This window comes from Empedobacter sp. UBA7494 (assembly GCF_002478465.1).
GTDB classification, from domain to species: Bacteria; Bacteroidota; Bacteroidia; order Flavobacteriales; family Weeksellaceae; genus Empedobacter; species Empedobacter falsenii_B.
Genome location: NZ_DLOC01000080.1, coordinates 18,284 through 28,421, shown reverse-complemented (window position 1 = coordinate 28,421; position 10,138 = coordinate 18,284). Strand labels below are relative to the sequence as shown.

At 29.7% G+C, this 10,138-nt stretch carries 18 protein-coding genes; 12 read left to right on the top strand and 6 right to left on the bottom strand.

Annotated features, from left to right (window positions below):
* Positions 1–128 precede the first annotated feature (128 nt).
* The 6 genes from B4E95_RS09755 to B4E95_RS09735 all read left to right on the top strand — a co-directional run bounded on the left by B4E95_RS09755 (position 129) and on the right by B4E95_RS09735 (position 2,813).
* A complete protein-coding gene (locus B4E95_RS09755) occupies positions 129–833 on the top strand; it encodes a phosphoadenylyl-sulfate reductase (RefSeq protein ID WP_291091359.1) in 705 nt (234 codons plus the stop codon).
* Between the two features lie 83 nt (positions 834–916).
* A complete protein-coding gene (locus tag B4E95_RS13090) occupies positions 917–1,087 on the top strand; it encodes a hypothetical protein (protein ID WP_291063714.1) in 171 nt (56 codons plus the stop codon).
* Between the two features lie 56 nt (positions 1,088–1,143).
* On the top strand, positions 1,144–1,470 hold the full coding sequence (locus B4E95_RS13085) for a hypothetical protein (protein WP_349680115.1): 327 nt from the start codon (positions 1,144–1,146) through the stop codon (positions 1,468–1,470).
* A gap of 74 nt (positions 1,471–1,544) precedes the next feature.
* Positions 1,545–1,871, top strand: coding sequence for a DMT family transporter (locus tag B4E95_RS09745; protein WP_291063712.1), 327 nt, complete (start codon positions 1,545–1,547; stop codon positions 1,869–1,871).
* Complete coding sequence (locus B4E95_RS09740; protein WP_291067767.1) at positions 1,871–2,392, top strand: GNAT family N-acetyltransferase; 522 nt, start codon at positions 1,871–1,873, stop codon at positions 2,390–2,392. Before B4E95_RS09745 ends, B4E95_RS09740 begins: the two co-directional genes overlap by 1 nt.
* A gap of 94 nt (positions 2,393–2,486) precedes the next feature.
* Positions 2,487–2,813 (top strand): DUF493 family protein, encoded by a 327-nt coding sequence (locus tag B4E95_RS09735; RefSeq protein ID WP_286494845.1) that lies wholly within the window; start codon positions 2,487–2,489, stop codon positions 2,811–2,813.
* Between the two features lie 486 nt (positions 2,814–3,299).
* Here B4E95_RS09735 and B4E95_RS09730 read toward each other — a convergent pair whose 3' ends face one another.
* The 6 genes from B4E95_RS09730 to B4E95_RS09705 all read right to left on the bottom strand — a co-directional run bounded on the left by B4E95_RS09730 (position 3,300) and on the right by B4E95_RS09705 (position 6,805).
* On the bottom strand, positions 3,300–3,791 hold the full coding sequence (locus B4E95_RS09730) for a 3'-5' exonuclease (protein ID WP_038334348.1): 492 nt from the start codon (positions 3,789–3,791) through the stop codon (positions 3,300–3,302).
* A gap of 3 nt (positions 3,792–3,794) precedes the next feature.
* Positions 3,795–4,709, bottom strand: a complete 915-nt coding sequence (gene miaA, locus B4E95_RS09725; RefSeq protein ID WP_291091357.1) for a tRNA (adenosine(37)-N6)-dimethylallyltransferase MiaA — start codon at positions 4,707–4,709, stop codon at positions 3,795–3,797.
* A 95-nt stretch (positions 4,710–4,804) separates the two neighbouring features.
* Positions 4,805–5,266: a MaoC family dehydratase gene (locus tag B4E95_RS09720; protein WP_221854485.1), complete on the bottom strand. Its 462-nt coding sequence runs from the start codon at positions 5,264–5,266 to the stop codon at positions 4,805–4,807.
* 163 nt (positions 5,267–5,429) lie between these two features.
* Positions 5,430–5,783, bottom strand: coding sequence for a YkvA family protein (locus B4E95_RS09715; RefSeq protein ID WP_221854484.1), 354 nt, complete (start codon positions 5,781–5,783; stop codon positions 5,430–5,432).
* Between the two features lie 101 nt (positions 5,784–5,884).
* A complete protein-coding gene (locus B4E95_RS09710) occupies positions 5,885–6,529 on the bottom strand; it encodes a peptidylprolyl isomerase (RefSeq protein ID WP_221854483.1) in 645 nt (214 codons plus the stop codon).
* Between the two features lie 60 nt (positions 6,530–6,589).
* Positions 6,590–6,805: a hypothetical protein gene (locus B4E95_RS09705; protein ID WP_038334324.1), complete on the bottom strand. Its 216-nt coding sequence runs from the start codon at positions 6,803–6,805 to the stop codon at positions 6,590–6,592.
* Between the two features lie 111 nt (positions 6,806–6,916).
* Between B4E95_RS09705 and B4E95_RS09700 the strand changes: the two genes are divergently transcribed.
* From B4E95_RS09700 to B4E95_RS09675, 6 genes are all read left to right on the top strand, one after another.
* Positions 6,917–7,618, top strand: coding sequence for a DUF1826 domain-containing protein (locus tag B4E95_RS09700; protein WP_291091355.1), 702 nt, complete (start codon positions 6,917–6,919; stop codon positions 7,616–7,618).
* Between the two features lie 156 nt (positions 7,619–7,774).
* The gene (locus tag B4E95_RS09695; RefSeq protein ID WP_038334320.1) at positions 7,775–8,014 is read left to right on the top strand and encodes a hypothetical protein; all 240 of its coding nucleotides are present in this window, start codon (positions 7,775–7,777) and stop codon (positions 8,012–8,014) included.
* Positions 8,002–8,361, top strand: a complete 360-nt coding sequence (locus tag B4E95_RS09690) for a hypothetical protein (protein WP_291091354.1) — start codon at positions 8,002–8,004, stop codon at positions 8,359–8,361. The genes B4E95_RS09695 and B4E95_RS09690 overlap by 13 nt, the downstream gene beginning before the upstream one ends.
* Positions 8,358–8,729: a hypothetical protein gene (locus B4E95_RS09685; RefSeq protein ID WP_291091353.1), complete on the top strand. Its 372-nt coding sequence runs from the start codon at positions 8,358–8,360 to the stop codon at positions 8,727–8,729. The genes B4E95_RS09690 and B4E95_RS09685 overlap by 4 nt, the downstream gene beginning before the upstream one ends.
* An 85-nt stretch (positions 8,730–8,814) precedes the next feature.
* Positions 8,815–9,144, top strand: coding sequence for a translation initiation factor (locus B4E95_RS09680; RefSeq protein ID WP_115002063.1), 330 nt, complete (start codon positions 8,815–8,817; stop codon positions 9,142–9,144).
* A gap of 65 nt (positions 9,145–9,209) precedes the next feature.
* Positions 9,210–10,082, top strand: coding sequence for a nucleoside phosphorylase (locus B4E95_RS09675; protein WP_291091351.1), 873 nt, complete (start codon positions 9,210–9,212; stop codon positions 10,080–10,082).
* Positions 10,083–10,138: the final 56 nt, after the last annotated feature.

The following is a 10,138-nucleotide window of genomic DNA, read 5'->3' as shown; positions in this document are numbered from 1 at the left end:
TTACCTAAATGCACTACGGGTATTATATCTATAAAATTAGTCGAGATTAGTGTTGTTTTAGAAAATTGGAATTAATACATTTGTTAAAAATAAATACTCTATAAAAACTATAGATATTATATAAGAAAATGAATCAACTAAAAGAGATATTAGAAAAAGTTACAGGACAAGTAAGTTTAGAAGAAAAATTATTGTTTTTGAATAACAACGTTAAAGAAAAAATAGTTTTTTCGACAAGTTTTGGTTTCGAAGATCAAGTTATTTCTCATGCTATTTTAAGTCAAAAATTAGACAATATTGAGATTTTTACTTTAGATACAGGTCGTGTTTTTCAGGAAACGTACAATACGTGGAACAAAACAGAATTTAAATATCAAGCGAAGATTAAACCATTTTATCCACCAACAGAGGAGTTAGAAAATTTTGTTGAAGAAAATGGAATTAATCCTTTTTACGATTCGGTTGATTTGAGAAAACAATGTTGCTATATCAGAAAAGTAATTCCTTTGAATCGTGCATTAAAAGAAGCATCAGTTTGGATTACAGGTTTGCGTGCGGAGCAATCGAATAATCGACATGATATGCACGAAATAGAGTTTGACGAAGAAAAACAATTATTCAAATTCAATCCATTGATTGATTTTACAACAGAGGATTGTTTCGAATATTTGAAAGAAAATAGAGTTCCTTACAACCCGTTACACGACAAGGGTTTTATAAGTATTGGTTGTGCTCCTTGCACACGTGCTATAAACGAAGGTGAAGATTTTCGTGCCGGAAGATGGTGGTGGGAAGACAATAGTAAAAAAGAATGCGGTCTACATGCAAAGTAGACTTCAGGTGTTAATTTAATTTGAATGACTCAGCCTATTTTAGGTTGAGTTTTTTGTTTACTTTTACTAGACAAGTTTCAATAATGGAAATAGAACAAATCTTAAATCAAATTTCGCCACTTTCATCACAGTCTATTCAATTGATAGCAGATAAAATTCAATTGATTCGATTACCAAAAAACACCACGCTTATTGATGCTGATAAAGTTGAGAAAAAGTTATATTTCATCAAAAAAGGAATTGTTCGCGCGTAGACGATGGAAAAGAAATTACGTTTTGGTTTGGGAAAGAAGGCGATTTGATTTTATCGATGCGAAGTTATGTCGAAAATAAAATTAGTTACGAAACAATCGAATTAATGGAAGATTGTGAGTTATATGAAATTAAATCTTCAGACATACAATTGTTTTATGCGACAAATTTAGAAATTGCAAATTGGGGAAGAAAACTTGCTGAAATTGAATTGATAAAAACTGAAGAGCGTTTTATTTCTAGGCAACTAGGAACGGCGATTGATCGTTATAAAAAATTGTTAGAAGAAAATCCAAGTTTGATTAATCGTGTGCAATTAGGTTATATCGCGTCTTATTTAGGAATTTCTCAAGTGAAATTAAGTAGGATTCGCACAGAAATTTAAGCGAATAATTTTTTTACAAATGTAAAAAAAATCTATTTTTTTCTAATTCATCTTTGCATCAAAATATTAACAAAATGAATTGGATTTTATTGATTTTAGGAGGATTATTCGAGATTGGATTTACATCATCTATAGGGAAAGCCAAAGAAACAACAGGCTCAGAAATGTACATGTGGTATGGCGCTTTTGCAATATGTTTGGTTGCAAGTATGACGTTATTAATCAAAGCAACACAAACTTTACCTTTGGGAACTGCTTATGCTGTTTGGACTGGAATTGGCGCTGTTGGAACAGTTTTAATCGGAATTTTTGTATTCAAAGAACCAGCTAATTTTTGGAGAATATTCTTTATTTTTACATTAATTAGTTCAATTGTAGGATTAAAATTTGTTTCGCATTAATGAACGAAGAAATTACAATAAAAAGAGTTGAAAAAAAACACATTACAGAACTTCAAGAAATCTCTAAAAAGACATTTGCAGATACATTTTCTTCTTCTAACACAGAAGAGGATATGCAAAAATATTTGATCGAAAGTTTTTCAGAAGATCAATTATTAAAAGAATTGAAGAATCAAAATTCGTTGTTCTTTTTTGCAATGATTAACCAAAAAATTGTCGGTTATCTGAAATTAAATATTGGTGATGCTCAAACAGAAGTTTATGATATGAATTCTTTGGAAATTGAAAGAATTTATGTGTTAGAATTGTTTCAAGGAAAGAAAATTGGACAAATTCTTTTTAATAAAGCTGTAGAAATAACTAAAAACCTCAACTTGCATACAATTTGGTTAGGAGTTTGGGAAAAGAATATTTCTGCGATTAATTTCTATTTAAAGAATGGTTTCGAAAAATTCGATCAACATATTTTCAGACTTGGAGATGATGAACAAATAGATTATATGATGAGATTGAAATTATAAGATTTATAATATGTCAAAATGTCTTATTAATTCTATATTTTATTAAGAATGTGAAGTGGTATTGTTTTTGACATTGTAACAAAAAATAATAGATATGGACGCAAATAGAGATTATACATTCGAAGAAATACCAGATAACTCTCACAATGAGCAGGATTTTTATGCAAAATTCAAAGAAAGATTAGATGATGTTCAAAAATTTCCAGCAGATTATTTGTTCAAATTCATTTATCCTTCAAGTGAAGAAACGATGAAAAAAATAAAAGATATTTTTGCAGGAACGAATGCTGAATTTGATTACAAAGCTTCAAAAAATAGAAAATATACATCTATTTCGATTAAACTTTATGTGATTGATGCGGATACAGTAATCAATTATTACAAAGAAGTTTCGAAGATAGAAGGCGTTATAATGTTATAAAAAAAGGTTGCAAATGCAGCCTTTTTTTATCTTTTTAAAAAGAGTAGGGAGGTATCAATTTTTCAATTTTGAAATTAATGTTCCCAGAGTAACCCTATTTATTATGTTAAATACATAATGTGATTATTTTACTTCTTCGATAAAAACCCAATTGAAATCAATTTTTTAAATTATTATTTTTTTCAACTTGCAAAGATTTATCGGAACTAAATTTTAGTTTATACTTCATCTTATCAAAAATTCTGATAGTTAATTTTTCAAATTATCAATTCATTCCTCAAAATCAAAATAAACTTTATTGAAGTTCAATATTTGATGTAACGAATTTCTTAGAAAAGTGAATTATTAAAGTTATTATTAATCAATTTTAAATACTTGTAAATACTTACAAATATTTGTAAATGGATATAGTTTTGAATATAAATCTATTATAATTAATATAGAATTGTTTTTTAAACGTTAAATCAGATAAATTTTTAGTGAAAACTATTTTAATAAGTATAATTGAGCACAAACTTTTGCATCAGATAAAGCTTCATGATGGTTGAGTTGAAGATTAAATCGGCGAGCACAATCGGATAATTTTGTAGGAACAATTCCTTTCTGTTTGAAAATTCTGTATGTACATTCCCACTTTTCGGCAAGGTTAAGTTGAGAGTAATTGAGGCTATAAAACTCCATTGTATTCTTCAAAACAGAACGATCAAACGATTCGTTATGTGCAACAACAAGCTGATTTTGTAAACGATGTTTGATTTCAAAATAGACATCTTCAAAACTTGGTGCATCAATTGTGTCTTCGGGACGAATTCCATGAACCAAAATATTATGATAATTATATTGATTTTGTGGTGGTTGAATTAACGTGTAATACTCGTCTGTAATCACATTATCTGTCACAGTTACAATTCCAACCGCGCAAGCAGAATTACGATAATTGTTTGCAGTTTCGAAATCGATGGCAACAAAATTTTCCATAATTTATATTTTGTTCGATATAAAATTAATGATATTTTCTTGTTCGAAAGGAGAAAACCAATTGACAGTTTCATCTTTTTTGAACCATGTCATTTGACGTTTTGCAAAACGTCTTGTATTCTTTTTGATTTCTTTTATCGCAAAATCCAATGTAATTTTCTCTTCAAAAAAGTCGAACAATTCTCGATAACCAACAGTTTGCAAAGCATTCAAATCTTTTAAAGGAAATAAATTTTTTGCTTCATTTAATAAACCTTCGTTCATCATCATATCAACTCGACGATTGATTCGGTTGTACATTTCTTCGCGAGGAAGTTCTAAACCGATTTTAATTATGTTAAATGGACGTTTGTTTAAATCTTGATTTCTGAAGTTAGAGAAAGGTAAACCCGAAGATCTAAAAATTTCTAAAGCACGTGTTACACGCTGTTTATTGAAAATATCAACTTCTTCAAAATACTTTGGATCGACTTCTTGCAATTCTTTTTGCAATTTTTCAATTCCAAATTCAGCAAGCTCATTATTCAAATCTTCTCTAATTTTAGGATCAACATCAGGAAATTCGTCAAAGCCAACTGTGATCGCTTTTTCATATAAACCAGAGCCACCAACCATGACGCAAATGTCATTTGTTTTGAAATAATTATTCAAAAAAGCTAAGCCATCACGCTCAAAATCACCAACCGAATATTTTTCGTGAATAGAAATATTTTGAATAAAATGATGCTTCACTTCAGTCAATTCTTCCTCAGAAGGAACAGCAGTTCCTATCTTCATTTCTTTGAAAAATTGACGACTATCACAAGAAATAATTTCGGATTGAAAATGTTTTGCAACTTCTATTGCCAAATTTGTTTTACCAATTGCAGTTGGTCCAACAATAGAAATTAAGGTTTTATTATTTTGAATTTTTTGCATGTTATATAAAATCGAGCGCAAGATACTTCGATATTTTATGAAAAGAAAAAGCTTCTATAAAAAATAGAAGCTTTGTAAATTGTATTGATTGCTGATTAATCATTAAAATGGTAAAGGAAAACCACATCCGCTGTATAAGCAGGTTTCGGATTATCTTTAATTTCTAAATTTGCTTCGATGACAACTTTTGCAATTCCTCTCAAATTTGTAATAGATTTCAATTTTGCAGTTAATCTTACCTCACTATCAACCAAAACAGCTTGTCCAAATCTCAAATTTTCAATTCCATAATTGATTAACATTTTGATGTTGCGCACTTCCGCAATTTGATTCCATAAATGAGGAATTAAAGAAAGCGTTAAATAACCATGTGCTATTGTTTTTTTGAAAGGTCCTTCGTTAGCTGCTTTTTCAGGATCTGTATGAATCCATTGATGATCTAAAGTTGCATCAGCAAAGCGATTGATTTGTTCTTGATTTATTATATGCCAGTCAGATTTACCGATTTCTTTACCTTCGAAAGCTTTGTATTCATCGAAATTATTAATAATTACCATTATTCAGGTGTTTTAGTTTTTAGTATTGTATTGCTCAAATCTAATGAATAATCGTCAGATAATAAATTTTATTTATGAGAAAGAGAGCATTTTTTGAATAATCTAAAAATAAAAAATCCGACTGAAAATTCAATCGGATTTTTTATAGCTATTTAATTTATTGCTAATCAATAATTTTTGCATCTTCAACATTTGCATAGGCTCTTTGCGTATCTCTCCATGCAAGATATTTAATAATTTCTTTGTTGAAATATTTCATTCCAAAAAGTAAAATCCCAAAATCATCTATCAAACCAAAAGGTCCAAATAGCGCTTCTGGAATGATATCAATAGGAGAAATAATGTATAAAGTTGCTACAAATCCAAGAAATAAATTCATGTTGTCAGGTTTATAACTTCCTTTTTTGTAATCACCTAACATATTGAAAAAAGCCTTTACTTTTTCAAAAAAAGATTTGTCTTTTTGAGCTGCCATTGCTGCTGCTCCAGCGACTTTAAAGAATTTTGATTTTTTCATTTCACAAAATATGTTTTAAAAACGTATTATGTATTACAAAGTACATGCCAAAACATTTAAATTGATTTTTGTGTCATGTTAAAACTTTATGTCACATTGTTTTACTTATTTTTCTTTTTCAGTTTAATGATTTTTGCATTCAATATTCTGTCAAGCTTTGGATATCTTTCGCGCATTAATTTTGTGCTGTTAAAAATTTCTTCATCTTCCATTGTTTGTCCAGCGTAACCATCATACAAACTTTCTACAACATTCATTCCGTTCACCACTTTTCCAAAACTTGGAAAACCTACTACATCATTGGAATTGATTGTATCCAAACGATGATTATCTTTCAGATTAATAAACAAATCCAAATCTCTTGTGTTTTTTCCTGCGCGCGCAAAACTCAAAGCTCCTTTATTATTTCCAGCAATAACAGGTTCATCTTCTACAATAAACTTTTTCCATTGATTAGAAACAATTGTGTCTGTATTTCCAAATTGGGCGACAAAGTTCGGAACAACACGATAAAAAGTTCCATCTTCGAAAAAATTGTATTTAACCAATTGATAAAAACGATCAACAGCTTTTGGTGATAATTTTCTTTCAACTTCGATATCAATATTTCCTTTTGTCGTTTCAAATCGAGCAACAAAATTTTCTGGCGCTTGTTTCGTTGTCCATTTTTTATGAAAAACCGTTTTGCTAGAAGTACAAGCCGAAAGCGTAATAAGTGTAAATAATGTTAGAGTAATTTGTTTCATGTTCTAATTTTGTGGATTAAACTTAAACAAAAAACGACACTTAGCGTAAGTGTCGTTTCATTATTTTTGCAATTCTTGTTCAATTTTAAAAAACCATTCTGTTTTCTGGTTATAAACTTCCGCTTCGGCAAGCATATAATGTGCTTCTTTGGTTTCTTCATATTTCACGCGATCCATCGTTTCTGGGTTGAAAGGTGGTAAAGGTTGCACTTCTGCACTAAAAGTTTTGGTGTGGCCTTTATATGTAAATGTTTTGGTGATAATTTCTTTTTCCATTGTCTTTTAATCTTTGGTAAAAATACAACTTTTGCAACGGAGAATTTACATTCGGAATAATTTAATTTTTAGGCTGAATTATTTTTTGATAAATAGTAATTTTGCAGCTATATGATTACTCAAAATAATTCTAATCAACAACAAGTTCTTGTCGTTTCTTCGTTTGATGAACTTGTACATACAGCTTTTTCTGGGAAAAATAATGCGATAAATTGGCGGCGAAATTTAGAAGGTGATTTTGAGGAAATTGTGAAGCAATTGATTTTAAAAGATGATATTACTGTTATTTCTATTGATGATTTGAATGATTTAGATTTATCTAATGAAGGAATTAAAGCGAGAAATATTTTGATCAATGATTTACAACAATTAACTGATTTTGGCGCTTCGCCAACTTTAAACTTACTGAAATGTTACGAACGCGATACTGAATTTGATTTTATTTCGACAGATGTTTATTCATTTCACGTTGATCGTTCGCCAATTCCTACGGATACTTTTTTGTGCACTTACTATGGCGCTTCCAGTGATATTGTAGCAAATGAAGATGTGGAACAAAAAATTTTGATTCCAGAAATTAGAGAAAAACTATTCGAATTATATGATGGACACATTGATGGTTTTGAAGATTTTTTGAAGGAATATTTCTTTGATTTGCATTATCTAATTCGTCCAGGTGTAGACCCAATTAATTTAGGATTAGGGGATCTTTGGCGATTGGCAGTTGATCATCCAGAACAAAAAGTTTTGCCTTGTGTACATCGCGCGCCGAAAGAAAATAAAGATGAATATCGATTATTGTTAATCTGTTAGGAATAAATTAATCAAATAACATTAATAAAAGTTATATAATTTAGATTCAAAAGATTAGGCTTTTGAATGAAGTCAAGCTTTTATTATTACAATGGTTTCACTAAATTTGCGTATATTTATTGATGAATAATTATTGTTAATTTAATTTCTATTATTATGAACAAAGAATCAGATATACTAAAATTAGAAGAAGCAGGAGCGTTAAATCGTTTAGCTAAATCTGCATCGCAAGCTGCAATTAGAGTTTCAGAAGCATTAGATTTATCAGTTCAATATGTTCAAGGAAATCGAATCATCGAGAGAAAACCTAATGGAGAAATTAAGGTGATTAAAACAATAGATCGAATAAAAGTTCCAGCTGAATTGAAAAAAGGAGCTAAATTATGTCTAAAATAAAACGTTTACGCGTTTTTGCTGGTCCAAATGGATCTGGAAAGTCTACTTTATTCGATTCAATCTCATCAAAATTTAATGCTGGATATTTTATTAATTCAGATTTGATTGAGAAAGAAATTTCTTTAAAAGGTTTTATTGATTTGGATCGATATGAACTAAAACTTACCGAAAAAGATTTTGAAGATTTTAAAACTGAACCTGCTTCAGTTTCATTATTCGAAAAAGCAAATAACGAAGGAAAAGCAATTGATGTGCAGTTTCGAAATAATGTTTTGGTTGATAAATCTAAATCTACACATAGTTACGAAGCGTCTTTTTTACTTCATTTATTCGAAAACACTTATTGATTAAAGGTAAATCTTATTCATTTGAAACGGTAATGAGTCATCCTTCTAAAATTGATGAAATAGTGGATGCTAAAAATCGTGGTTTCAAAACATATATGTATTTTGTCTGTATTGAAGATCCTTTGATTAATATTTCTCGAATTGAAAATAGAGTAGAAAAAGGTGGTCACGCTGTACCAGATGAAAAGGTGATTAAACGATATCATTCTACTTTAATGAATTTATTTCCAGCTTTAAAAATTGTAGATAAAGGCTATATTTTTGATAATTCAACTCAAGAAATGAGATTATTTGCACAAGTTAAGAGAAATGAACTTGAAATAGTTTCGGATAAAGTTCCAAATTGGTTTATAAAACAACTGCAATAAAAATTTTATCTTTGTAATTATAATGGTACAAATGGACGAATTCTAATTTAGAACGCCATATATTACAAGGATTACATTAAATACTATGGATTTACAAGATCAATTAAAAAATCTTTTTCCTGATCATATACCTGAGCCAGAAGAAGTATCAAATGAAGAACAACATGAGTTATGGATTCAGAAAGAACCATTGATTTGTAAGTTTGAGAAACGAAAAGGGAAAATAAATACAATTATAGAAGGTTACGAAGGAGAAACAGAAGATTTCAAACTTTTAGCAAAAGAAATTAAGCAATTTTTGGGTGTTGGAGGGAGTTTTAAAGACGAACAAATCATCATTCAAGGAGATTATCGCGACAAGATTATGGCTTTCCTGAAAGATAAAGGGTTTAAAGTGAAAAGAGTAGGTGGTTAATAATTTCTTTACAATTATTACTGATAAAAATTGTATATTGTTCTCTTATTTTTAATTATAAAATCATGAGTAAAGCAGCATCAGAATTAGTTTTAAATGCAGACGGAAGTGTTTACCATTGTAATATAAGACCAGAGCATTTAGCAGATACTATTATAACTGTTGGTGATCCAAATCGTGTCGAAAAAGTTTCAAGACATTTTGATACAATCGAGCACACAGCAAGCAAAAGAGAAATTGTAACGCATACAGGAACGTTGAATGGTAAACGTTTAACAGTTATTTCGACTGGTATGGGAACGGATAATATTGATATTGTTTTATCTGAGTTAGACGCTTTGGCTAACATCGATTTAGAAACTGGAGAGATCAAAAAAGATTTCAGAAAATTATCATTTGTTCGTATGGGAACTTCTGGAGCTTTGCAAGCGGATATTCCTGTTGATAGTTTCGTTATTGCTTCTCATGGTTTAGGTTTAGATGGACTTTTGCATTATTATGTTGGGAGTGAAGCGGTGATGAATAAAGAGGCAGAAGATGCTTTTATCAAACATGTTGATTGGTCGCCGAAAAAAGCGCGTCCATATTTAGTAAAAGGATCTGATTTGTTGTTAGATAAATTGGCTTCTGAAAAAACAATTCAAGGAATAACGGCTACAGCTTGTGGTTTTTACGGACCTCAAGGTCGTTATTTGAGATTGCAACCAAATCCAGCCGATATTAATGAGCGTTTAACAAGTTTTAATTATGAAGGTTTAAGAATCTCTAATTTCGAGATGGAAACTTCTGCAATTTATGGATTATCAGCGATGATGGGACACGAAGCGTTATCAATAAATGCAATTGTTGCGAATAGAATTTTAGGTGAATTTAGTGCCGATTCTTACAAAGCAGTTGATGCAATGATTGAATATTCGTTGGAAAGATTAACGAAATAATTTCAGAATTAATTATACAAAACAAAAGCTCGAGAAAATTCTCGAGCTTTTTTGAT

Excerpts from the sequence above, each read along its gene's own strand:
- B4E95_RS09720 (WP_221854485.1), bottom strand. The coding sequence starts at position 5,266 with ATGGTAATTATTAATAATTTCGATGAATACAAAGCTTTCGAAGGTAAA.
- B4E95_RS13090 (WP_291063714.1), top strand. The coding sequence starts at position 917 with ATGGAAATAGAACAAATCTTAAATCAAATTTCGCCACTTTCATCACAG.
- B4E95_RS09715 (WP_221854484.1), bottom strand. The coding sequence starts at position 5,783 with ATGAAAAAATCAAAATTCTTTAAAGTCGCTGGAGCAGCAGCAATGGCA.
- B4E95_RS09700 (WP_291091355.1), top strand. The coding sequence starts at position 6,917 with ATGATTACTCAAAATAATTCTAATCAACAACAAGTTCTTGTCGTTTCT.
- B4E95_RS09740 (WP_291067767.1), top strand. The coding sequence starts at position 1,871 with ATGAACGAAGAAATTACAATAAAAAGAGTTGAAAAAAAACACATTACA.
- B4E95_RS09695 (WP_038334320.1), top strand. The coding sequence starts at position 7,775 with ATGAACAAAGAATCAGATATACTAAAATTAGAAGAAGCAGGAGCGTTA.
- B4E95_RS09675 (WP_291091351.1), top strand. The coding sequence starts at position 9,210 with ATGAGTAAAGCAGCATCAGAATTAGTTTTAAATGCAGACGGAAGTGTT.
- B4E95_RS09690 (WP_291091354.1), top strand. The coding sequence starts at position 8,002 with ATGTCTAAAATAAAACGTTTACGCGTTTTTGCTGGTCCAAATGGATCT.
- B4E95_RS09745 (WP_291063712.1), top strand. The coding sequence starts at position 1,545 with ATGAATTGGATTTTATTGATTTTAGGAGGATTATTCGAGATTGGATTT.
- B4E95_RS09755 (WP_291091359.1), top strand. The coding sequence starts at position 129 with ATGAATCAACTAAAAGAGATATTAGAAAAAGTTACAGGACAAGTAAGT.
- B4E95_RS09680 (WP_115002063.1), top strand. The coding sequence starts at position 8,815 with ATGGATTTACAAGATCAATTAAAAAATCTTTTTCCTGATCATATACCT.
- miaA (WP_291091357.1), bottom strand. The coding sequence starts at position 4,709 with ATGCAAAAAATTCAAAATAATAAAACCTTAATTTCTATTGTTGGACCA.
- B4E95_RS09710 (WP_221854483.1), bottom strand. The coding sequence starts at position 6,529 with ATGAAACAAATTACTCTAACATTATTTACACTTATTACGCTTTCGGCT.
- B4E95_RS09735 (WP_286494845.1), top strand. The coding sequence starts at position 2,487 with ATGGACGCAAATAGAGATTATACATTCGAAGAAATACCAGATAACTCT.
- B4E95_RS09730 (WP_038334348.1), bottom strand. The coding sequence starts at position 3,791 with ATGGAAAATTTTGTTGCCATCGATTTCGAAACTGCAAACAATTATCGT.
- B4E95_RS13085 (WP_349680115.1), top strand. The coding sequence starts at position 1,144 with ATGCGAAGTTATGTCGAAAATAAAATTAGTTACGAAACAATCGAATTA.
- B4E95_RS09705 (WP_038334324.1), bottom strand. The coding sequence starts at position 6,805 with ATGGAAAAAGAAATTATCACCAAAACATTTACATATAAAGGCCACACC.